This window comes from Alteromonas sp. KS69 (assembly GCF_003989595.1).
Taxonomy (GTDB): domain Bacteria; phylum Pseudomonadota; class Gammaproteobacteria; order Enterobacterales; family Alteromonadaceae; genus Alteromonas; species Alteromonas naphthalenivorans.
This window is the reverse complement of the sequence record NZ_PYHU01000039.1, coordinates 1-22,322: the sequence shown is the minus strand read 5'-3', so window position 1 is coordinate 22,322 and position 22,322 is coordinate 1. Positions and strand designations below refer to the sequence as shown.

General features: G+C 40.4%; 19 protein-coding genes and 1 pseudogene. 12 read left to right on the top strand and 8 right to left on the bottom strand.

Going from position 1 to position 22,322, the window contains the following annotated elements; genetic code table 11:
- A pseudogene (locus C7Y69_RS17675) lies at positions 1–115 on the top strand (IS5/IS1182 family transposase); the annotation flags it as partial.
- Between the two features lie 9 nt (positions 116–124).
- Complete coding sequence (locus C7Y69_RS17670; RefSeq protein ID WP_126873635.1) at positions 125–976, top strand: hypothetical protein; 852 nt, start codon at positions 125–127, stop codon at positions 974–976.
- Between the two features lie 125 nt (positions 977–1,101).
- On the opposite strand, the gene C7Y69_RS17665 is transcribed toward C7Y69_RS17670, so the two are convergent.
- From C7Y69_RS17665 to C7Y69_RS17655, 3 genes are all read right to left on the bottom strand, one after another.
- Positions 1,102–2,694, bottom strand: coding sequence for an ABC-F family ATPase (locus tag C7Y69_RS17665; RefSeq protein ID WP_126873633.1), 1,593 nt, complete (start codon positions 2,692–2,694; stop codon positions 1,102–1,104).
- A gap of 406 nt (positions 2,695–3,100) precedes the next feature.
- On the bottom strand, positions 3,101–3,613 hold the full coding sequence (locus tag C7Y69_RS17660) for an EF-hand domain-containing protein (protein ID WP_126873631.1): 513 nt from the start codon (positions 3,611–3,613) through the stop codon (positions 3,101–3,103).
- A gap of 50 nt (positions 3,614–3,663) precedes the next feature.
- Positions 3,664–4,437, bottom strand: a complete 774-nt coding sequence (locus C7Y69_RS17655) for a PRC-barrel domain-containing protein (protein ID WP_185864194.1) — start codon at positions 4,435–4,437, stop codon at positions 3,664–3,666.
- Between the two features lie 706 nt (positions 4,438–5,143).
- On the opposite strand from C7Y69_RS17655, the gene C7Y69_RS17650 reads away from it, so the two are divergent.
- Positions 5,144–6,823, top strand: a complete 1,680-nt coding sequence (locus C7Y69_RS17650) for a hypothetical protein (protein ID WP_126873628.1) — start codon at positions 5,144–5,146, stop codon at positions 6,821–6,823.
- A 177-nt stretch (positions 6,824–7,000) separates the two neighbouring features.
- Here C7Y69_RS17650 and C7Y69_RS17645 read toward each other — a convergent pair whose 3' ends face one another.
- Entirely contained in the window at positions 7,001–8,098 is a 1,098-nt protein-coding gene (locus C7Y69_RS17645) for a patatin family protein (RefSeq protein ID WP_126873626.1), read from the bottom strand.
- A 325-nt stretch (positions 8,099–8,423) separates the two neighbouring features.
- Here C7Y69_RS17645 and C7Y69_RS17640 point away from each other — a divergent pair, with 325 nt between their 5' ends.
- Positions 8,424–8,795: a PA2779 family protein gene (locus tag C7Y69_RS17640; protein WP_409513441.1), complete on the top strand. Its 372-nt coding sequence runs from the start codon at positions 8,424–8,426 to the stop codon at positions 8,793–8,795.
- Positions 8,796–8,814: 19 nt separating this feature from the next.
- The gene (locus tag C7Y69_RS17635) at positions 8,815–9,735 is read left to right on the top strand and encodes a PA2778 family cysteine peptidase (RefSeq protein ID WP_260563647.1); all 921 of its coding nucleotides are present in this window, start codon (positions 8,815–8,817) and stop codon (positions 9,733–9,735) included.
- 87 nt (positions 9,736–9,822) lie between these two features.
- Here the strand turns inward: C7Y69_RS17635 and C7Y69_RS17630 are convergent, their stop codons facing one another.
- Together C7Y69_RS17630 and C7Y69_RS17625 are read right to left on the bottom strand one after the other, a co-directional pair.
- Positions 9,823–10,017 (bottom strand): hypothetical protein, encoded by a 195-nt coding sequence (locus C7Y69_RS17630; RefSeq protein ID WP_126873622.1) that lies wholly within the window; start codon positions 10,015–10,017, stop codon positions 9,823–9,825.
- Positions 10,018–10,206: 189 nt separating this feature from the next.
- The gene (locus tag C7Y69_RS17625; protein ID WP_126873621.1) at positions 10,207–13,335 is read right to left on the bottom strand and encodes a TonB-dependent receptor; all 3,129 of its coding nucleotides are present in this window, start codon (positions 13,333–13,335) and stop codon (positions 10,207–10,209) included.
- Positions 13,336–13,990: 655 nt separating this feature from the next.
- On the opposite strand from C7Y69_RS17625, the gene C7Y69_RS17620 reads away from it, so the two are divergent.
- From C7Y69_RS17620 to C7Y69_RS17610, 4 genes are read left to right on the top strand one after another with little or no spacing between them, the layout of a single operon-like run.
- Entirely contained in the window at positions 13,991–14,248 is a 258-nt protein-coding gene (locus C7Y69_RS17620) for a type II toxin-antitoxin system ParD family antitoxin (RefSeq protein ID WP_013785278.1), read from the top strand.
- Positions 14,235–14,528, top strand: a complete 294-nt coding sequence (locus C7Y69_RS17615; protein ID WP_126873619.1) for a type II toxin-antitoxin system RelE/ParE family toxin — start codon at positions 14,235–14,237, stop codon at positions 14,526–14,528. Before C7Y69_RS17620 ends, C7Y69_RS17615 begins: the two co-directional genes overlap by 14 nt.
- 2 nt (positions 14,529–14,530) lie before the next feature.
- Entirely contained in the window at positions 14,531–15,259 is a 729-nt protein-coding gene (locus C7Y69_RS21945; protein WP_260563643.1) for a TOTE conflict system archaeo-eukaryotic primase domain-containing protein, read from the top strand.
- On the top strand, positions 15,244–16,758 hold the full coding sequence (locus tag C7Y69_RS17610; RefSeq protein ID WP_260563640.1) for a DEAD/DEAH box helicase: 1,515 nt from the start codon (positions 15,244–15,246) through the stop codon (positions 16,756–16,758). Before C7Y69_RS21945 ends, C7Y69_RS17610 begins: the two co-directional genes overlap by 16 nt.
- A gap of 113 nt (positions 16,759–16,871) precedes the next feature.
- Here C7Y69_RS17610 and C7Y69_RS17605 read toward each other — a convergent pair whose 3' ends face one another.
- Both C7Y69_RS17605 and C7Y69_RS17600 read right to left on the bottom strand, forming a co-directional pair.
- On the bottom strand, positions 16,872–19,517 hold the full coding sequence (locus tag C7Y69_RS17605) for a TM0106 family RecB-like putative nuclease (protein WP_185864193.1): 2,646 nt from the start codon (positions 19,515–19,517) through the stop codon (positions 16,872–16,874).
- A 398-nt stretch (positions 19,518–19,915) separates the two neighbouring features.
- On the bottom strand, positions 19,916–20,509 hold the full coding sequence (locus C7Y69_RS17600) for a hypothetical protein (RefSeq protein WP_126873616.1): 594 nt from the start codon (positions 20,507–20,509) through the stop codon (positions 19,916–19,918).
- Positions 20,510–20,564: 55 nt separating this feature from the next.
- Here C7Y69_RS17600 and tnpA point away from each other — a divergent pair, with 55 nt between their 5' ends.
- The 3 genes from tnpA to C7Y69_RS17580 all read left to right on the top strand — a co-directional run bounded on the left by tnpA (position 20,565) and on the right by C7Y69_RS17580 (position 22,244).
- Positions 20,565–20,885, top strand: coding sequence for an IS66 family insertion sequence element accessory protein TnpA (gene tnpA / locus C7Y69_RS17595; protein ID WP_105936035.1), 321 nt, complete (start codon positions 20,565–20,567; stop codon positions 20,883–20,885).
- Positions 20,882–21,127, top strand: coding sequence for an IS66 family insertion sequence element accessory protein TnpB (gene tnpB, locus C7Y69_RS17590; RefSeq protein ID WP_126873614.1), 246 nt, complete (start codon positions 20,882–20,884; stop codon positions 21,125–21,127). Before tnpA ends, tnpB begins: the two co-directional genes overlap by 4 nt.
- Before the next feature lie 547 nt (positions 21,128–21,674).
- Positions 21,675–22,244 (top strand): reverse transcriptase N-terminal domain-containing protein, encoded by a 570-nt coding sequence (locus C7Y69_RS17580; RefSeq protein WP_126873612.1) that lies wholly within the window; start codon positions 21,675–21,677, stop codon positions 22,242–22,244.
- The last annotated feature ends 78 nt before the right edge of the window (positions 22,245–22,322 follow it).

The window sequence follows — 22,322 nt, the reverse complement described above, 5'->3', positions numbered from 1 at the left end:
TGCTCGAATAAAGCATTATCGTTCAATATCAACGAGGTATGAAAAGTTAGCAAGGAATTATGCCAGCATGGTATCACTGGCATTTTCGATGATGTGGCTACCCATGTACTGCTGAGTGAAATATATGCAGCAAAGATCAACAGGCCCTAGGGAGAGTGCTGCCAATCCAGAATTTGATGCAACAACAGCATCCTTTGCACAAAGTGCCAAGCAAATGCTCAATAGCGTGTACCTTCAAAGCGGGTTTCAAGAGTGGCTACTGCAAGAGCAAGACAACGAAAAGGTGCTTAGGTTAGATCATCAAGCCGACACCTTACGAGAAAAACTGTATAGCGCGACCAGCGAAGAGGTGTTCGCAGAGCAAGCCATTATAGATTCAATGATCGCCGTGGTGTATGGTGGAAATACTGTTGAATATGCCGCCGATATTGCCCGGCTCGCTACTCAATATCGTGTTGATGTTGCAGAAAAACCACTTCCACCAAGTCACTTTAAGCTATGGGTAGACACCATTGCGTTGTTAGAGCATGCCGCGGGGTTAGGCCCAACCAATTTAAAAACCATTTATACCATTACCGCCAAAAAAGACGAGCTTAGTGGTGAGTTGCTAGGTGCATTTTTAGGCTTCTTTGATGAACGCTTTCGCCAATATGATTACGAGCGGGGCAGGTTAAATGCCATGCTGACCATTAATGGTATTTTAGATAAGCAGCGCGATGAAGGCGTAATTCAAAAACAATTACCACTGAACATTGAAAAGCGTGATCATCACAGTATTCAGCAGTTTTTAGATTCATCGCATTTAAATCATGCGTCTATGGCTGATGTGAAATACGAAAATAGAGAGCTGGCGTACAAGCGAGTTAAAGCGCGCTTTTTTGCATTTACGAAAGACGCCGGTATAGCAAGTATTGCCCGATTTTTCGCATGGAATTGTATTGTTAGAAAAACAGTAAAAAAGGTGTTGGTGTTGTAGTGTTTAAAGCCTCCCATATTAAAAAGTCCCCTATATTAAAAAGCCCAGCAAGGTAAATTTACCATGCTGGGCTTTAGCAATAACATTGGCTACTTTAAAGGCTACTTTAAAGGCTACTTTAAAGGCTACTTGCCTTCGCTATGCGCCAAGAACTCTTCGTAGTTACCTTCAAAGTGGTTAAGCTTGTTATCTTTTATTTCGATAATCTGCGTGGCCAGTGATGACACAAACTCGCGGTCGTGACTTACAAAAATAACCGTGCCGTCGAATTTATAAAGGCCATTGTTCAGCGCTTCAATAGATTCCATATCTAAGTGGTTGGTAGGCTCGTCCATTACCAATACGTTGATGTCTTGTAGCATCAGCTTACCGAACAACAAGCGGTTCTTCTCACCACCAGAACATACTGCAACTTTCTTGTTAAAGTCGTCTGAGCTAAACAATAAGCGGCCTAACATGCCACGAACTTGCAAGTCGTCATGCTTAGGCAAGCGCCACTGGCTCATCCAATCAAACAAGCTTAAATCGCAGTCAAAATCTTTGGTGCTATCTTGTGGAATATAACCAATAGCGGCATTTTCAGCCCACTTTATCGTACCGTGCTCAGGTGATAATTCATCAACTAAACATTTTAAGAGGGTAGTTTTACCCGCGCCGTTTTCACCAATGATAGCAAGGCGAGAGCCTGCTTCTAACAATAAGTTAGCGTTGTTAAATAACGGAAGGTCTGGGTAGCCATGACCTACATCTTCTAGCGTAATGGCTAAGCGATGCAGTTTCTTGTGCTGTTCAAACACAATATAAGGCTTGCGGCGGCTAGAAGATTTAACTTCAGCTAGCTCAATTTTTTCCAAGCGCTTAGCACGAGAGGTCGCCTGCTTCGCTTTAGAGGCGTTAGCAGAGAAACGCGCTACGAAGCCTTGAAGTTCTTCAATTTCAGCAGATTTCTTTGCGTTCTCATTAAGTAACTGCTCTTGAACCAACATTGATGCTTCAATGAACGCATCATAGTTGCCTGGATAAACACGTAATTCGCCGTAATCGATATCAGCCATGTGAGTACATACTGAGTTTAAGAAGTGGCGGTCATGCGAGATAATCAGCATGGTGGATTTACGTTTATTTAGCTCATCGGCTAACCACGTAATGGTGTAAATATCCAAGTTGTTGGTCGGTTCGTCGAGAAGCAAAATGTCTGGGTCGGCAAACAAAGCTTGGGCCAATAAAACACGTACTTTTTTACCTGGCGCCACTTCTTTCATTAAACCAAAATGGTAGTGTTCTTCAATACCTGCTGCGTTCAGGATGTCGCCAGCGCGGGCTTCTGCGGTGTAGCCATCCATTTCAGCAAATTGGGTTTCTAAGTCGGCCACGCGCATGCCGTCTTCTTCACTCATATCTAGCTTGCTGTATATTTCGTCACGCTCTTTTTTGACTTCCCACAATTCACGGTCGCCCATAATAACGGCATCAACTACGCTGAATTCTTCGAAGGCGAATTGGTCTTGGCTTAAGATACCGAGTTTGGTACCTGGCGCCATAGACACGTTACCGGCACTTGGCGTTAACTTACCGCTCAAAATTTTCATGAAGGTAGACTTGCCGCAACCGTTTGCGCCAATAAGGCCATAGCGGTTGCCGTTACCAAATTTGGCAGAGATATTTTCAAACAAGGGTGCAGAACCAAACTGCATGGTGATATTGGCGGTGGTAATCAAAACAGGTATCCAGCGGGTAAATCAGAAGAAAAGATAGCTTGGTAGTTAACGCAAAAAAATGCGTTTTGTACGAGTAAGCTTTGGGCGCGCACTATAAGGAATAACGGCCGCTGTGTCGAGGAAATTTTGAGCTATTGGCTGTATCTTCACAAATTTGTAGTGAATCAATAAGCAATTAAAGCGGGACGCAACAGAGATATCAATGGCTCGTGCCCTTATAATCTTTTGGGAGTAGGTTGCGTGTATTGTCGATACTATGAAACTTTAGAAAAATTGCTACGGCGTATGACTTAGCGAAAAGGGGGTAATATGACTTACCCCCTAACGCTAAGGATACTAAGAATGCTAAGAATGTATTTTAGCCAAAAATAACCTCAGGCTAAAACGCATGTGGACTCACTTTGTATTAATTGTCGTCTACTTCCACATAAATGTCTTCGCGTTCAACATCAACCGTGGGTTCGGGTTGTTTTACCGCTACTTCAGGATCATCCTGTTTAACATCAACCGCTGGTTTCCCCGATTTCACGTTTACTTTAGGCTTTGCCTGCGAAACCGTAACTTCCGGTTCTGGCTGTTGAATAGAGATATCAGGATCGTTTGTGGTAATCGATACCTCAGGTTTAGGTTGTGTCACCGTAATTTGAGCCGGTTTTTGATTGATGGTAACTATTGCCGGTTTCTGAGTTACAGAAACTTTATCACCCTTTCGTTCAGTAGATTTGGTTTGGCTTTCTGTCATATAAGCTTGTAGCTCATCTTTATCTAGTTCGCCGTTTTTGTTCACATCGTACTGCTGGATTACGGCGTCATAGTTTGTCTTTTGCTTTTCAGCAGAAGCCATCTCTTGAGCAAAAATTGAAGGTGACGTAGCTACTAGCGTGAGTGCTAGAGCGGTATTTAATTTATTGAATTTCATAATATATGTCCTCTTAAGCTGTAAAAGTTGTCTTTAAATAAGCTATTAAATTATTCACCGCTTAAAAAGTCTTCAATGGTTTGGCCTTTTTGTTGGATAGAAACAAACTGACTATCTGAATATTCAGGCAACTGCTCTACCTTCTTTTCAGAACTCCATACAATTTCATCATTTTCCAGAGATACTTCACTCAACGGGAGCACGCTTTTACGAGAGCCTACGCCCATTACACCGCCGCTTTCCACTACCAGCGCCAGCTCTTCGTTTTGGTTACTTTTAACCACCTCTTCTATAGAACCGACTTCTTCGCCATTGGGCCCAACAATGTCTTTGTCTTCTAGCTCTTGAACAGTTAAATGCTTGACATAAGCGGCATCACTGTCTTTGCGAATATCGCCGTTTTCGTCCCGTCTAACGATATTTATTTCAGGCTCACTTTTCTCTATGACTATTTCTGGTTCTGCTTGGTTTACGGTCACTTGTGGTTCAGCGGTTTCCACGCTAACTTGCGGCTCAGCCTGAACTACTTCAACTTCAGGCTGTTGCTGTTGAATTCGAATTTCAGGGTCTTGGTATTCTACATCGACCTTCGCTTGGCCTACCGCAACATCGACTTCTGGATCTTTTTGATTTACGTCTACAGATGGCGCTGGTTGAGTAACTTCAACATCAGTCTTACCCTTCACAACTTCTATTTCGGAATTTGTAGCCTCGTTATATTCCTGAGCAGATACGTAAAATGCGCTACCACCTAGGGTTAACGCAATAACACTGGCGATTACAGTAGGCTTTGAAAAAATTGACTGTCTATTTCGATTGTTCATTAGATTGTTCCTTCTGATGTTAAATTTAACTACCTTTAAAATCTTGTCTACATCGTTAAGACAAATTAGATGAAGCAACCTAGTTAAAGCAACTTGCATACCTAGGGAAATGCAACACCAATTACTTGGCGCTTTTCTTATCTTAAAATCAGGGTTAAGTTATTTTTTTACAAAGCTTTTTGTAAATATGTGATTTTTTAAATAAGGTTTTTTTTACTTTTTAATAGCGTTGAAGTTTATTTTAATTCTTAACTTTTATTATATTTAATGTGTAAATTATTTGCAGCGAGTTGAAATATAATCACGCTAATTATTATTTTATTTAAAGTGTGATTTTTGGTTTTTCTTGGTTTGTATAAAAGATATTTAGAGTGGCCATGATGTTGTCAAAAAAAGAAGTGGGATAGGGTGATTTTTATAAGCTAGCTATATTGGTTTAAATTTGCGGAATTATTACAGTAAAGAAATGTAAACTTTTCATAAAGGCCATCTTTAATTCATACTCGATCATATTTTTTCTAGCTTGCTCACTTTCACCTTCTATCGTTAAAACGTTAATACAAAGGCGTTAAACAATAGCTTACAGACTAATTTTCGGAAGTTTTAAAGGCTCTTAGCCGCTCTGGTATTGAATTTGCTGACCCATGAATGGACAACATTGCATTTTCTTTCACTAGATCTTCTCTCATTGGAATAAGGATTCACCATGCGCAAAATCTGTTTGTTACTTCTCACCTCTGTACTCTCAGTGTTACCTGGGTTAGCGACAGCTCAAACTATCGTTGCAAGCTCTCCTACATCACTTTCTGGTCACTTTTTTGTAAGCGTTATTGCTGGCGTTGTTATTGCAGTGGGGATTCAGTTTCTACTAAGCAATTTAGCCATCGCTTCAGGTATTAGTGCTATTGGAGATGTTCAGGACACCAGCGATAGCAGTAGCGCTAGCGACTCGTCTTATTCAACGAAAAAGGCAGGCCAGAAGCTTTCAGCAGCGTTAGGTATCTTTACTATCGTAACTATGTCGATTTCGCTTTTCATCGCCACTTACCTTGCTATTGAATTAAGCTTAGTAAGTACAGTACTAAATGGCGCAATTCTAGGCGTAGTGGTATGGGCGCTATTTTTTATAACGGCAGTTGTTGTAGATATCAAACTAACCACTGCAGTGTGTGGAAACCTTTTAAGTTTTCTTCGTAAAGGTATAGCCGGAGCCAGTGATACCGTTATCAGTGGATTTGCGAAAAGCGAACAAGCTAAAGCGCAAAGCTTCGCAAAGGAAACCGTGAAAGCTATTCACGAAGAGGTAAGAAGTGAATTTAATACGTCAGATTTTGATAAAAAGGTAAAGCAATATATAGACAGAGCAACACAATCTCAGTTCTCAGCTAAAGATTTACGCAAAGAAATGGAAAAGCTGATTAATGAAATTGAAGTGGAAGAAAAGTTAGAGATGAATGACTCTAATACGCTTCGTAAGCTCATTTTAGATATTGCTAGTAATAGACCTTCTTTGGATGAAGACCAAAAGAAAAAAGTTGCTTCAACATACGATGATATTAAAGGTGCTATTAGTAATAACAGTTCTAATCAAGATAGAGCAACCGACGCGTTTGATAAACTTTCACCGGGTGATGAAGAAAAAGGGCGCCAATATCGCGCTAAGTTTTCATCATATTTAGATGAATCTGATCAAGAAGAAATTACCCCTGAGAAACTTCAGGAAGATATGAATGCTATTTTTGATAACCCCAAAAATGCGCAGCGAATCATTTCAAATAGAGCATCTAAATTAGATAGAAATACATTAAAAGCGCTTATTGAAAGCCACCCTAAAATGGACTCATCAAAAACTGAAAAGCTAATAAGCACTTACGACAAAGTAGTGGCTAAATTTCAAAGTAATGAAGATTCATACGAAGAACAGGTTGATAATCTTCCTGCTAAGCGTAGCCAGTTAGAGCAGCGTATTCAAAAGTGGTTTGATAGCTTAGATAGACCCGAACTTGCGTATCGCAATTTGAAATCTGACTTCATGGATATGCTGGACAATCCAACCGATGCGCCAGAAATCGCACTTAGCAGAATGAAGAAGATGGATGAAAGATCGCTTCGCGCATTGTTGACCAACAATGACCGCTTATCGAATGAAGACATTGACGAGTATATTGCCAAGTACAATGAGGCACGCGAAGAGCTGATCACTAAGTTGGAATCGATGAAAGATGAAATCGATAGCCGTGTAACACAAATGAAGGACATGGCATTGCGTGAAACGGAAGCGGTAAGAGCAACTGCAGCATCGGCAGCGTGGTGGTTATTTGCAAGTGCGCTAGTTTCACTTGCATCTGCAACAGTAGCAGGCGCTATTGCAACGAACCTCATCTAATACGTCACTAACCTAGTACGATCAAAAGCGTTTACCGAAAGGTAAACGCTTTTTATTGTGTATTAGGCAATTACTTAGCGCTTTGCATTCTTTAAGTCTACTTAGAGCCTACTTAAAGCCTTATATGGCATTAATACCTTTCACGATATTTTCACCTAATTTCACACAACAAGCCGGTTATGCTGACAAGCGCTGTTTTTCGAACTGTGTAGCGCTGTGCTGTATATGTGCCGAATTAGGTATTATGTCGCGGCTCAAATCATCATTACTCGTATCGAAAGATGTATCGCCAATCGGTAAATTCAGTTCGCCATGTTCAAATAAATAATCTCGTCCTGCATCAACGCCTATTTTATAGTCGTGGCGAAGATCGCTATCCGCACTGCCCAGTAATTTACTGTGTAATTTAGTGCCTGCAAAAATTTGAATAATTTCCACATCCGCTGGTGGATTAGCAATAAACGCTAACTCTTGCTTGTACGCTTGTTCATGCTGAACCAGGTAGTTAATTGTTTTTGGGCAATGTCCCGTTGCGCACACCAGTGATTTTAATTTGTGAAGCCATGCTGATTGAGCTTGAAAATTCACATCGCCAGTACGAATAACCACGATTTTTCTGGCACCCCGTTCGTAAGCTTCACGGACAGGCAAGGGGGCTCCTAAGCCGCCATCTAAATAATAATCTGATTCAGGTTGTGCTTGAGGAAGCGAATTCGCTTTGTTCTCGCTAACCGAAACCGCGTTGTATTCAGTAGTAAGCTTTACGCCTTGTTTGTATAAAAAGGGTAGAGCGCTAGAGGCTTTCAATAGTTCACGCCATTGATTACCACTGCCTTTGGGGCTTAAAAAATAAGGCTTACGATCACGAGAATTTGTGGCGGTAATTAACAACTCTCTATTGCCTAAGCTTTCTTTCGCGGCCTTGAAATCTAAAATGCGGTTCGCTTCTTTCGTTTTCTCAAAATACCAATCCAAATCGACAATATGTTTGCCCATTAAGCCGCGGCCTAATTGGAAGAATCGCTTATGCCGAGACAAGCCACGAATTAAACGTTTCGCATAACCCTTCTGGCGGGCTAAAAAACTGGTTAAGTTTTGTGAGCCCGCAGACGTGCCAATGAACATGTCAAAAGGGTCGTAACCTGCTTCAAGCCAAGCATCTAATACGCCAGCGGTAAAGATCCCTCGCTGCCCACCACCTTCAGCGATAAGCGCAAGTTTAGGGCGCTTGGTGGCATAAAGAGGAAAGGACGTGGGCGCAGCAGAGGAATTCATTTCGTTGACCTGTTTATTAAATCTGTTGAGTTGATTTAAACAAGTATAAAGACAACTTTACTGTGGCGAAAATTGAAAGAATGAATCGGTGTGATAGGAAAAAACTGAAGTTCAACCTATGGTGCATTAAATGCCCCGGCGTAAGCCGTTATAAGGGGGGAAGTGCAGCAGGCCTGCCTAAGCGCCTGAATACGGGTTAGCGGAGCCAATCGATTAAAATTAGGGGATCTTAGAATTTTTACTAGTGAACTAAAATTCACTTAACAATGTAGAAATCTTAATGTTTATAGAATCTACGAAGTGAAAGGGAATACCTATGAATTACATGTCTAAACTATTAGTTGGCGCTACTGCTGCTCTGGTTGTTACTACAGGTACGGTTCAAGCTGAAGCTGTTTCTTCTCAGAACGTTATGCAGGCACAAGCTCACGCTTTCAATAAACAACAACTCATCGACATGGTCAGCCGCGCCGATGTGCAGGAAAAATTGGTAAGTCTAGGTGTCTCACAAAACGATGCTATTTCTCGTATAAACGGTATGACGAATAGCGAAATTTCACAGCTCAATAGCCAATTAAACGACGCACCTGCTGGCGGTGTAGTTGGAGCGGTGTTAACCGTACTCGCTATTATTGCCATATTAGATTTAGTGGGAGTCACAGATGTGTACCCATTCATTCGCCCAATCAATAGCTAAGATGCGCTCAAGTATCTTTATGAAAGCCTGCTTTTTTGCAGGCTTTTTGCTGTTAATGGGGTGCCAAGGTACTCCTCAAGCAGACCGGCTGGCACAGCAGGCTCCAACTGGATTACCCGAAAGTCATCTTATAGAAAGTGTGCCATTCTATGCGCAGGAGCAATATTTTTGTGGCCCCACTACGCTATCAGAAGTATTTGAATATTACGGGCACAGTATTAGTGCGAATGAGATAGCCCCCCAAATATTTATTCCTGATAAAGAAGGAAGCTTACAGCTAGAAATGATTACGGCAACGCGCCAGTATGATTTTTTACCTTATGCCGAACGGGGTACGCTGACTAAATTAATGCAGTTAGTGAGTAGTGATATACCTGTCATTGTATTTCAAAATTTATCTATTCAACTGCTACCCCAATGGCACTACGCGGTAGTGACAGGTTTCGATTTAACCACTCGCACCATGACCTTGCATACGGGCTTAACGCCCAATCACACCATGTCCTTCGAACTATTTGAAAAAACATGGGGAAGAGGAAATTATTGGCTATTAGCGCCAGTTCCTCCAAATAAAATCAGCGATAAGATGAATTCGTTTACTTACATTAGTGCTGCTTACGATATGTTAGAGGTGGGAAAGGACGAGCAAGCTATTGCCTTTTTAGGAACTGCTACAAAGCAGTGGCCCAATCAATGGTTAGCTTATTTTTTGTTGGGGAATTACTATTTAGATGAACAACCAGAGAAAGCGGTGAAATGGTTTGAAGAGGGCTATCAAGTAGGTCAAAGTCAGGCGGCTTATATAAACAACTATGCTTACGCCCTTGCTAGTAATGGAAATCTAGCCAAAGCTCAGATACTGATTGAAGAAGCCCTATTGCGGTTTCCTAACGACGATAATGTTAAGAAAACCGCGTTAACTATAAAAGCAGCTGAGTGATCATTGCAAATAGGTAATCGCGACCTTTAACCGGTAAAGGTTATAAAGATAAGCATATATAAAAACATAGGTTTATGACCTCAATCTTCAATGCATAATCGACCCGGCGGCAGGTATTTCTTCGATTTTTGGTGCGCCATCGTGGTTACTCAACTCGCTAGCTTCTTCAACGAGTGCAGTCATCGCGTTAATGATATCAAGAAAGTTGGATAGCTGGTCTTGTGACAAATCATTAGATAGTGTTTCAATTTTACTGATAAGTTGTTTGGTTGGTAGCCGCATAGTGTCAAAATCTCGTTGTTCAGTGCGTATTAGGCACTCATTTATTTAATACCTGACCCTGAACTTACAAATAGCTTGCCAACTTTTTTTGACGCTAAACTCAGCATATTAAATGCGTCATTAATACTGAAATAAAAAAGCCAGCTAAATGCAGCTGGCTTTGTCCTGATGAATATATTTATTTAAAAATTAGAAGGTATACTTCACGCCTACCTTAATTCGCCATGTAGATTGCTCTTCATCAAACGAGTCATAGTTGCTGGTGTCTGTGCCGCCGTAAGCCTCAGAATAAACATATTGGCCCGCATCGTTGATGTCGTAATCAAACAGTATTTGCTGAGGATAAGTCATTTCATACACTTTACCCCAGTCACTGTTTAACAGGTTCGCAAAGTTATCGATATTCAAATAAATACGACCTTTGTGGCCTTCAACAAACCCTGGAATTTCTTGCGAAATAGCTAAATCTACTGTGGTGATCCAAGGTTGAGTGGACGAGTACTTTCCAACATATCCGCCAGCGCTTCCAGCGACACCTGCTTGCTCAGCAATCGCCATAATTTCGTCGTAGCTAAGGCCATTGTCGAAATCTATCGCCGTATCGTTGGCGCCAGAAGGGATATAAGGAAGATACACGTCTGAATCATCAAACGCAGTTTGATCGCCCAAACCGCCGCTTTGATATGAACCTAGTACCCAAGAGAAAGGCTGACCAGAGCGACGTTCAAAGAATAAGTTGAAGTTAGTGCTATAACCTTCAAAATACTCATGAGTGTAACCAAGGTTCACTAAAAAACGGTGTTTGGTTTCATAGTAAGCGGTGCCCACGGTAGGGTCGTTACGATTAACCGTTACTTCATACTGGTAGTTCGACTCTGCCGTTGAGCTTGTACCTGGGTTAACCTCAGTAATATCTTGGTGGGTATAGGATGTATTTAGGCTTATGCCGTTATCCCATTGTTTAGCTAACGCAGTGGTAAACAGAATGCTACGGCCGCCGTCATCCGAGTTGGTTAATTGAATATCATAGTTGTCTTCATATTCAGTGCCGTCGTAAACATTGTCCCAAATAATACGGCCATCTGGAGTACTGTTACCATTATCGATACGAGATAAGTCTTCCCAATAAGCCGCATTTTCGCGGTCAACGTAGGTTAACTCAGTTGTCCACGCGAAGTTGTCGCCCAAGGTAGGTATATCAAAGGTATAGTCGGCCGCAATTTGATAGCGCCAGTCAGAGGGCAGTTCAAAATCTGGATCGATTGAGTTCGTGCTTCCCGCACCTTGCATTAACGCACTTTGGGCTTCTGTAGGAACTGATGTGAAGTCTACCGAGCTTGTGTCAAGGCTAGAAAAGGTTACTGAGTCGTTGGTTACACCATCGGTGGTGTAAGCGTTAGATATCCAAACCAGTGGCATACCACCGTAGAAGCGGCCAGCACCACCACGAAGGGTTAAGTCGTCGTTGATATCCCAATTAAAGCTGACGCGTGGAAGGAAAATATCGAAGCCATCGAGGTTTTCAGTATTCGCAAAGCCATAGGTGCTAGCGAAGTTGCTATTTAATTGTGGTGAGTCTTCAACGGTAAGGTACTCGTAGCGAAGGCCTGCGGTTACCGTAAAGTCGTCAAACACTTCATAAGTAGCATCACCGTAAAGTGAGTAAACCGTACTTTCAACGTCATAGGCAAGGTCTTGAACATCATTTGTATACGCGTTGGCATATTCGAAATAAGAGATTTCCTGATTAGCGAATGCCTCAGTATCGTCAAAATACCAAGTGCCTAAAGAATCACGACCATATAGGTTGTAGTTCCACGTGTTTTCTATTTCAGTACCAAACTTATATTCAATATCGCCAGCTAAGTAAGTAGCATGCAATGCAAAGTTCCACACTTCGTTTTCTAGCACATTTGCATGGCGGTTTTCATCTACGCCTGCTACTACGGTGTAGCCACTCTCTGTGCCCGCTGCGGTATCAACGTTTATTTCACCCCAATCAGAAGCCGTGACAGAGGCTTGTTCAAACTCTTTGTAAGAAAGGCTAACTTCTGTTTGAAGGTTATTTGTCCAGTCAGAATAGACATGGGCAGTGTAGTAAGTATTTTTTTGCGCAAGGGTCCAGGTATTCGAAGTTAATAAAATAGTATCTGAATCTTCGTTGTAGTTTTGTGCCGCTGTGTTTTCTTGATAGCTGTAGGTGAAATCGGCACGGTGGTCGTTGTTAATGTTCCAGTCTAATTTAATGAGGTATTTTTCATCTTCGTCTGCATCAGGCGCGCCCGCTATTGAATCTTCAAGGCCGTAGGTATCGCTAAGGGCAGCAATCACGTCTTCTGCCGCGCTTACGAGCTCTGTAGGATAGGCTGAAGAGTTAAAGCCGGTATCGATTTCTTCTTCCCATTTTTCATAGGAGCCAAAGAAGAAAAGTTTGTCTTTTATTAATGGACCACCAAGAGTGAAACCGTAGGACGATTCATCGTTATCGACGTCATATTCCGTGTTGTAAAGTTTGGTGTCTTTTGCGGTGCCAGAGAAAGGCACTTCTTCATAGAATGCCGTACCGTGAAATTCATTGGTACCTGATTTGGTCACCACGTTCACGTTACCACCGCCAAATTTACCTGCGCGGGCGGTAAAGGGCGTAAACTCAACAGATACTTGGCCAATAGCATCTAAAGACACTGGGGGGCGTGACGTAGGGTAACCGTTACTTTGTAGGCCGAAGGTGTCGTTAACGCCTACGCCATCAACGGTGAAAGTATTATATTTCGGGTTAGAGCCGGCAATACTTAATTCTTCACCATCGGCACTTACCACCGCTAACGGGTTTGAACGAACAATATCTTTTATATCTCGGTTAAAGGTAGGCATGTTCTCAATAGCCGATTCACCAAATACTGAATTTGAACCGTTGTTTGAGAAAAAGTCGCGGCTACCGGTTACCGTTACACGCTCTATATCAGAAGTAGTTTCAAGGGCAGCATCAAGTTCGAATGTGTCATTCAGTTCTAAATATACATCTTCGATAACACGGCTTTGGAACTTTTGTGACTCTACGATAATCATATAAGGGCCACCAACACGTAAACCTCGTGCTGAGAATGCGCCTTCTTCATTTACGGTGGTCTCTTTTACCGTTCCTGAAGGTTGATGAATAATAGTAATTGAACTGCCTGCTGCGGGATTACCTTGAGGGCCTAGTATGGTGCCGCGCATAGCTGATGATTGACCAGTGGCTGCAACGGCTGTTGTTGCAACGCCAATAGACAAAGCCACAGCCATCGCGATGCGATTGAACTGAGTTTTATGGTTCATGAATTTCCCGTTCTAAGTAAAGTTTGGTTTAAGTGCTCAGCTAGCCACGCATGCTTATTTGGGCATGTCGTATTACTGTTGCCTGAGGTAGCGCAATTGTTGGCTATTTTTATTTCATCTTTATTTCATTTGTGTAAATCTGAACTTACATAACTCTATGAAATAAAGCATTATTTGAGCTTTTATGAGGATGATGAGGCAAGGGCTTTTACGTGTTTTTACACGTTTTACGTGTGCTTACGTAAATGTAGCCTGTAGATGTGTATTTGAAAGAGGTTAGCAATAGAGACAAGAAGACTGTTTAAGATAGTAGGGCGGCGGCGCGCGCAAGTGAGCGCAAGTGAATATTATCGTAGGAGTAAGATATTCTTGGGAAGAATTTTAATACAGATAAGAAATTCAAAGAAGAAATGGTGGCCCCACCCTGACTTGAACAGGGGACCTGCCGATTATGAGGCCCCGTTGGCTAGCTTGTAATCCCTTTATAAGTGCCCATTTTAACGTGGTCATGACCAGCAACTTACCGATATTGTTACCACCTATGAATTGTATGGTGTAACTCAAATTGATTCTTACCAGTTCTGAACTAAACTTTATTGTGGTAGTATAAAGTAAGATTATATCCTTACGAGATTTCTTTCATTGGAGGTAAATTATGGCAATGGTAAAGAAAAGTATCACAGTAACTGATCAACAAGAACAATGGATGCAAGCTCAACTTGCAACTGGAGACTATGCTAGTGACAGCGAGTTATTACGAGATTTGATCAGAAAAGAGCAAATGCGTACAAGCGAAGTTGAAATTATAAGGCAAGAACTGATCAAAGCAGAGCAAAGCGGTTTTAGCTCTCGTTCTCCTGAAGATATTGTTAATGCAGTGATTGCTCGAAAACAAACTAATGGCGAAGTATAGATTAAGCTCTGCTGCCGATCAGGATTTCGAGCTGCTTTTTGAATATGGCATTGATAACTTTGGGTTAGCTCAGGCCAAATCATACGTTGATGGGTTGATTATTCAGTTTCAAAGCATAGCGGAAAACCCGTTGCATTATCAGGCTGTTGCTCATATTCGCAAGGGATATAGACGAAGTGTGTATGGGAAACATGCTATTTACTATGTCGTTTCTAATGACTACGTTGATATCATGCGAATATTAAGAGCTGAAAATCTTAAAACTGCTTTTGAGTTATAAATGTGTCCAGTTCGTTATCAGATAGACTCTTAGAAATTGATAATCAGCTTCAGCGACTCGCTGAAGAAAAAGAGTCGTTGTTAAATGAACGTAATAGTATTCTTGCACAACAAGAAGTCGAGCTAGCCAAACACTTTAACCAACACGTTTCACCTGAAGCTAAAGTCGATTTATTCATTTCTTATTTTAAAGGTCGAAATGACGTTTATCCGTTTCGTTGGGAATCGCAAAATGGTCGAAGTGGTTATTCGCCAGCGTGTTGGAATGAATGGAAACCTAAAGTTTGTAATAAACCACGGATTAGTTGCACAGAATGCTCAAATCAACAATTCAAGCATTATGATGGTCAAGCGATATTTGATCACCTAAAAGGGAATCAAACGATTGGTATTTACCCACTTCTAGAGAATAATACAACCCACATTCTTGCTGCTGATTTTGATAAAGACGATTGGATTCACTCCGTTAAAGCTTTTTCTGAAGCCTGTGATTTTTATAAAGTACCTCACATTATCGAACGCTCTAGAAGCGGCAATGGTGGACATGTATGGATCTTCTTTTCGCAAGCTATTGAAACAGCCAAAGCTAGAAAGTTGGGTAATGGGCTATTAACGAAAGCGATGGAAATGTACCCTGCGCTCTCATTTACTTGCTTTGATCGTTTGTTTCCGAATCAAGATGTTATGCCAGAAGGTGGCTTTGGTAACTTGATAGCTTGCTGGATGAAATAACGTTAATTGATGAAAAAGCTAATAATGACTTGGCAGACACACCTTGGAAGAAACTCTCTTCTATTGATAATGATGTGATTGCCAATTGCCCAGAAGAAATAACCTTAGTTATTGCAGATCAGATTTATATTCCTATAGATAAACTTCCCGGCAAATTAACATCAAGACTTAAACAGTTAGCAGTATTTTCTAATTCTGAGTTTTATAAACGGCAAGGCCTTCGCTTATCTACTATTGGCATTCCAAGATATATTTGCGCCGCTCATGTTGAAGGTACATTTTTAATTTTACCCAGAGGGTGTTTATCATCTGTAGAAGCTCAATTAACTGAACAAAAAATTGAAATCATTTTCGATGATAAGCGGTTTTCAGGTGACAACCTTGCCAAAGTTAAGTTTACTGGAAAGCTGAAAAGTCAGCAGAATAAGGCGGTTAATGCGTTATTAGAATCATCGGTTGGCATACTGGAAGCTTCTACTGGCTTTGGTAAAACTGTCACGGCACTAGCATTGGTTGCTAAACGTAAAGTAAACACATTGATATTAGTTCACAGTCGGCAACTGGCTGAACAGTGGTTAGAACGTATTAATGTTTTTCTAAAAGATACTGAAGTTGGTTCATTACTTGGTGGTAAGGAAAAGCTGTCGTATCAGGTTGATGTAGCCACATATCAAAGTTTAGTTAGTCGAAACGGCATGGATATAAAGCCATACATTGAAAAATATGGGCAAATTATTGTTGATGAATGCCACCATTTACCAGCATCAAACTATGAAAGCTTGATCAAGTCCAGTCACGCAAAATTCATTCATGGATTCACTGCAACACCAAAACGCCAAGATGGCTTAGAAAAGCTGATGATGTTTCAACTTGGAGATATTGTTTATAAAGGCGTTAAATCAGGTTCAATGCTTAATCAGCAAGTGATAGCACATGAAACAGATACAACGTTTCCTAAGGAGTGGCTAGAGCCTGATACTAAGCCTCATATTTCACAAATTTATAAGCACCTAGTAAACAGTGATTGCAGAAACCAAAAGATCGTCGACGATATTCTCAGTTGTATTGATGATAAACGTGCTGTAATGGTGTTAACCGAAAGAAAAGAGCACATCGAGCTTTTGTCAGCTTTACTAACGAAGAAAGAGCTAATGGTTGTAGAGTTGCATGGTGGAATATCAGCTAAACAGCGGCAAGAGCGTATCGCTATGCTCGAAGAAAATGTAGATCTAAGTAACGATAAACAGGTAATTCTTGCAACGGGTAAGTATGTTGGCGAAGGGTTTGATTTACCATACTTGGATACGTTGTTCATCACCTTACCGATAGCATGGAAGGGTATATTAGCTCAATATGCCGGACGAATAGGACGAGAGTGGAGTAACAAAAATTCAGTTCAGGTTTATGATTACCTCGATACCTTCCCAACACTGAAGCGAATGTTTTCAAAACGTGAAAAGGGATACAAAGCATTGGGTTATGAAATCACATACCGTTAAGGTTGATACTGAAATACTCGAGTAACTTTTTGTATCGTATGCCCAATTTAAAGACGATTAAAAGTCGATAAGGTAAATACTTAAGTATTGATATTCCAGACTTTTGTCGTTAGCTATAAAATGTCGTCAGGCTTTTGGTTTAATAAGAATCGAAGAAAACTTTTTTCTTTGATTTCACAATTTTGGTAGATTGTTAGAATCGTCATGTAATCTTCAATTTTTTTAATGCTTAAGTATTTTAGGTTTTTATTTCTGTGAGTAGCTATAAGCTTAATAGCATGTTCTGCCACAGTATTATTCCAATGAATGTCATTGTGATTAGTAAACTCAAACAATTCATGCCAATACTTTAACAACCTGCTCTGCAGTTTTTTTGTATCAATATTATGGCAGTCTGTTGCAACAATAGTTTTGTGACATAAATGTATTTCTGGCTTAAATCTCTTTAAATACCGTTTGCGAGATTTAGATCTTTCTTCGATATCTCTTACTATTCCAGCTAGTAATTCCGTGAAGTTGCTTGTAATAACCTTTAATGCGGTATCATCAGGGTATCGTAACAATAGGTGGTTCATATCTCTGATCAGATGGATCAGGCAGCGTTGCTTTTTACAATTAAGTCGGTCATACCCCGAATAAAAGTCACTGACAATAACACCTTTAAAGTCCTTGAGTAACTCGAGTAAAAAATCAGAACTTCTGTTTTCCCTATACAAAGTAACAACGTCAACTCCGTTGGAAAGTACCCAACCGTAAATAGTGCCTTCTTCGAGTTTGAATGGCGTTTCGTCTATATAAATTACGTTGGATTCTATGATCTTAGTTAACAGCTTTTTGTATACAGGGCTGAAAAATTTAGCTATATCTTCTTTGTAACCAAAGATCGATGCTCCACTCAGGTTTAAAGAGAACAATTCGCTTAAGTTTTTCTTGATTTGAGCCAGACTTAGTCTGTTGAACATGTACTGGTAAACTATATACGCTTTAACATTAAAGCCGATATGCTGCTTTTGTGTTGGATATGCCGGATCTTGAAATACTGAACCACAAATACACCTGAACTTATTGGTTTTGTATAGGACTACCCAACGCTTGGCACTATTTGCTGTAAATTTTATATCTGTAATTTTTTTGCTTAATTCCCCAATAACCTTTGATTTATTTAGAGAGGCTTTGCAGCTTGGACAGCATTTAGGCGATAGTTCTATTATTTTATTCGGTTTATAGGGCTGTAATTGGTATCCGACTCTAACTTGTTTTTTTATTTTAGGTTGCCGTGTTGAATTGGATACAGACACCTTCTCTTTTTGATAATCAAAATAGGCATGTGCTAATAAATTTTGCATATCATCAATGGCATATTCATCTCGCCAGAAAAGGTTATACGTTTGTTTTTCTAGTTGATTGGGCTTAACTATATCAGAGCTTTGCTTTAACCCTTTTAAAAAGACAGTTAGCTGGCTGAGTGCCATGCAATCTAGCTTGTTATATTCAATAAGAGATTCTTTAATTTCATTGCGGTTATTTGATTGCCAGTCTAAACGTCTTTGAATCGAGTCATAGCCCGTTTTTATTTGAGAGCTCCAACTGAAGCCAAGATAGTTAGTTATATCTTTCAAACTATTGCTAAAAGTTGGAAAAAGCACATGTGTTCTTAATACAGATAAAGTGTTGAAGGAGTTGCTGATAACTTTACTGCAAATGGATTGATAATAATCATCTAGCTTATTTTTTAGTGACTTTAGGTAATCAATTTCATAACTACCGTAGTGAAAAAATACAACGTCTTTAAAGTCAGTAACAAAATCTAAGAATTGTTTTACTATTATCAATTCATCCGATTGTGTATCAGCCCAATAGCTGGCTGAATTTGTGATTCGGCCATTCTCATTACTAATTACAACTAAGCCGAGCAAATATTTGTAGTTCTCGTGAGGTAAACCTTCAATATCGAAAAATATTAAGTTTTTGCTTGAGGGAATTTCAGGGTATTCATTAACAAAAACTTTCGCTTTGCGAATTGCCAGTGCTCGCAGAGGTACCATGTGATTTAAAGTATGGGATTTTTTCTTTTTTGCTCTGTAAGTATAAGAAAGCTGCTCCCAAGTGAAAATTCCCCTGTTGTTAAGCTCACTAATTCGCTTTTCTGAGATGTAAGGTAATAGTGATAAATGTTTGGTGCTTTTTGCTTCTGAATAACATTTTGAAAAATATGGACAGTTATTGCATTCATGTTTGATAAAAACCGGATTCAACTCAGTTTTTTGTAGTAATTGAAGTATTGTTGAATTAGCTCTATTTTTATCAATAAGCTGTTCTGAAATTCTGATTTTAGATACTTTTAGTTCAGTACCAAAAACGATAAAACCGAAAGTGCTAACTGAACAATTCTGTGCTTTTGAAATATTAGACGCTGCTAATGCTAACTCTTGCCTATCAGCTGGTTTAACAGTGAAATGTGGGATAACAATAAGTGGTATTATCAATGAGCTATTAGAGTCGGCTTTAAGATAAAAATCAGGTAGCCCCTCATGCGAATTAGCAGAATATATTTTATGTTGACTGCTATCGTTAATCCTACGATTTAGACGTTGTTCAAAGCATCTAGAGTTTGATTTTATTTTTTGTATGATCGTGAGCTTTGTATGTTCATCATAATCAAACGATTCATCATGCGGTTGCTTCTCGAATAGTAGTTGTGCTTTCCGTTTGCAAGTGAAACTATATCTAAGTGCTTTTCGGCTAAATATTGAGCTCACGTCATAGTCAAATTTTGGATTTGTGGTCAATTAAGTATGGTAAATATTGTCAAAGTACCAACTATCGCTAACAGAACCCCTAATACCTACCTAATGACCTAAACTAACCCTTTGGATTTACAGGGCTTTCCAAGCAAGGCATACTTATACTTTATAAGCACGTTATTTGGAAAGGGAGTTTTATGCCTTCACACATGGGAGTTCAACGCTTCGCTACTTCTAGAAATGCTCAAGCCGAAACCTTTGTAGAATTCGTATTAGAACAATTTTGCAACGATTTGGAATTAAAAGGAATTATTCGCGATCCAATTGAGAAGTGATGGCTGCACCATTGCGGCCATTTCTTAATCTGGAATGCATCTTAGATGGTAGTTTGTGAGGGTTACATTTGTGAACTGCTACTTTTTGCAGGTAGCATAGCTGTTTATTAATTTTATAAGGTTTGAATCTATGCGGTCGAGTAATATGGATGCTAATTCAGGGTAACTTCTGGCGTCTATATTGTTACTGAGCTTGATAAATCTAGGAGTACTTTGTTTTATTGCCGTTTGAGGTGTGAATTTGCAGTCCTTAAAATATTGATTCATTTTTCTGGCACTAGGAACAGTGAAGCCTTTTTCATAAAGAAATTGACTTATTTCTTTGGCATTAGCGGAGTGTCTTGGTTGACCTTGATAAATTTTATCTATTAGAGAAAATGAGACAACGCCGTATCGAATGTAGGGTTCGTGCTCCCAGATTGCTATTGCAATAGCCTTTAGTTCACCGTAAAAATTCTTTAGGTACTTGTTCCTAAGTTCCCAAGATTCAATAGCTCTATCGCTTGGAGACAATGGCGAAGTGTTTTGTTTGGAAAAATAATAGTCTCTTTCATCTTTTGCATTAATGTAGGCTGAGGTAAATCGACTTGCTCCGATAGCTTCAGACGCTTCACACAGTATCGGAGTCAATTCAATACCAGTATTAAATTGTGAGCGTCCGGTAATCCCCACATTCAATTCATAAGTTAGCTACGGCATGGTGTTCTCTTTACTAAGGAGAATGACCATGCCGCAATATCAACGAAGAGAAGTGCAAGACTGGCTCAACTTATTCGAGCAGCAAAAGCAAAGCGGACTCACTGCGGTAGAGTTTTGTCGTCAGCAGCAGATTAACGTTCAAACTTACTATACCCGACGTCGCGATATTCGGCTTCAACGAACAAGCAGCAAGTTTGTTCAGGTGAAACGTGAAGTCACGAAGGTTGAATCCTACACTGAAGAAATGGGTGGCGAACTTCTCTTGCAACTTGGAAATGCCCAACTTACCGTGCCAACCAATATTAACCCTCACTGGGTTGCTACTGTGATGAAGGCATTGGCCGAATGAAGATGTTCGTAGAGCCTGCCGACATTTACCTGTACATGGATATCGTCGACTTCCGCAAATCGATTAATGGCTTAATTGTCGTGGTTGAGCAGGATATGAAACTGAATCCGTTTCACGATGCGCTGTTCGTCTTCTGCAACAAAAAGCGCGATAAGGTCAAAATACTCTATTGGGATAAAACGGGCTTCGCACTCTGGTATAAACGCCTCGGTGCGACAAGAAGTCGCTTTGTTTACTGTTGAACTTTGATTCAACCCTTCGTATTGCCGAAGGTTTCCTATTTCGACATGCGTTACTAGCAATGGTGAGGTGTGAAGCTCGAAAGACAATGTAGCCTTAAGTTCAACAGTGATGTTGAACAAACTGCAAGCATCATGCGGTTGGGCCCTAGGAATTAATGGTATGTGTAATTAACTGAACAGTTTTAACTGTCGTCATTATAAACAAGCTAAAGATGCTGACAAGCTTGAACCAAAAGGTGTGGTGGACAAGTTAACATGCTCTAGTCTCATGTTACGCAATTTAATGTGCCCCCGGCGGATTGACTGACACTAACCCATTATGTGAATAAAGTGGAACTTGGTAAGCCCGTATGCTTCCTCGTTGAGGTAGTTTCTTCGTAAGAATGAATGACGGGCATGCGGGTAAAGGACGATGGAGAAAGCGAATGCCTTGCTGTAATGGCAAGGATAGATGTATTGAACGTGACATCATGCGAAAGCATAGCCCACTTCCATCGAGTGGTTAATCACAAGAAATTTGTAATAAGATTTTAGCTTAGGAATGCAAATGAATTGCTCTTATGAACAATGTGCACCTATAAACGAAGCGCAATGCTGGTCTAACATCGATTGGAAGGCTGCAAAGCGCTACGTAGGATCATTGCAAGCGCGTATTGTGAAAGCAGTAAAGCAAGGGAGAAAAGGGAAAGTTAAAAGTCTGCAATGGTTATTGACTCATTCCTTTTATGCGAAAGCCCTTGCGGTTAAACAAGTAACGGAGAACAAAGGGCGTAAAACGTCTGGTATTGATGGCGAAACATGGCAAAGTGCTACTAAAAAATGGCGAGCAATCTCATCGCTCAAACGCTCTGGATACAAGGCAAGTCCATTAAGGCGAGTCTTTATTCCAAAGTCAAATGGGCAGAGAAGACCTCTCGGTATCCCCACAATGCTGGATCGTGGGATGCAAGCACTGTATTTGCTAGCCGTTGAGCCAGAAGTGGAGACAAACAGTGACGGCAATTCTTTTGGTTTTCGAAAACAAAGATCTTGCGCTGATGCGATCGAACAATGCTTCAAAGTATTGTGTCGCAAAGGTGCGGGAGAATGGGGTAACCGTTCACCAGGGCCCTATTGACAGTTAGTAATATTTATTTTCAATGATCGTGGGGATCCTATTGATTGATCCCGCCAGTCTGTCAGAGTGGTTTCATGC

Bases quoted from the DNA above. Each gene is read 5' to 3' on its own strand.
- C7Y69_RS17670 (WP_126873635.1), top strand. From the start codon at position 125: ATGCAGCAAAGATCAACAGGCCCTAGGGAGAGTGCTGCCAATCCAGAA.
- C7Y69_RS17660 (WP_126873631.1), bottom strand. From the start codon at position 3,613: ATGAAATTCAATAAATTAAATACCGCTCTAGCACTCACGCTAGTAGCT.
- C7Y69_RS17655 (WP_185864194.1), bottom strand. From the start codon at position 4,437: ATGAACAATCGAAATAGACAGTCAATTTTTTCAAAGCCTACTGTAATC.
- C7Y69_RS17650 (WP_126873628.1), top strand. From the start codon at position 5,144: ATGCGCAAAATCTGTTTGTTACTTCTCACCTCTGTACTCTCAGTGTTA.
- C7Y69_RS17645 (WP_126873626.1), bottom strand. From the start codon at position 8,098: ATGAATTCCTCTGCTGCGCCCACGTCCTTTCCTCTTTATGCCACCAAG.
- C7Y69_RS17640 (WP_409513441.1), top strand. From the start codon at position 8,424: ATGTCTAAACTATTAGTTGGCGCTACTGCTGCTCTGGTTGTTACTACA.
- C7Y69_RS17635 (WP_260563647.1), top strand. From the start codon at position 8,815: ATGAAAGCCTGCTTTTTTGCAGGCTTTTTGCTGTTAATGGGGTGCCAA.
- C7Y69_RS17630 (WP_126873622.1), bottom strand. From the start codon at position 10,017: ATGCGGCTACCAACCAAACAACTTATCAGTAAAATTGAAACACTATCT.
- C7Y69_RS17625 (WP_126873621.1), bottom strand. From the start codon at position 13,335: ATGAACCATAAAACTCAGTTCAATCGCATCGCGATGGCTGTGGCTTTG.
- C7Y69_RS17620 (WP_013785278.1), top strand. From the start codon at position 13,991: ATGGCAATGGTAAAGAAAAGTATCACAGTAACTGATCAACAAGAACAA.
- C7Y69_RS17615 (WP_126873619.1), top strand. From the start codon at position 14,235: ATGGCGAAGTATAGATTAAGCTCTGCTGCCGATCAGGATTTCGAGCTG.
- tnpA (WP_105936035.1), top strand. From the start codon at position 20,565: ATGCCGCAATATCAACGAAGAGAAGTGCAAGACTGGCTCAACTTATTC.
- tnpB (WP_126873614.1), top strand. From the start codon at position 20,882: ATGAAGATGTTCGTAGAGCCTGCCGACATTTACCTGTACATGGATATC.
- C7Y69_RS17580 (WP_126873612.1), top strand. From the start codon at position 21,675: ATGAATTGCTCTTATGAACAATGTGCACCTATAAACGAAGCGCAATGC.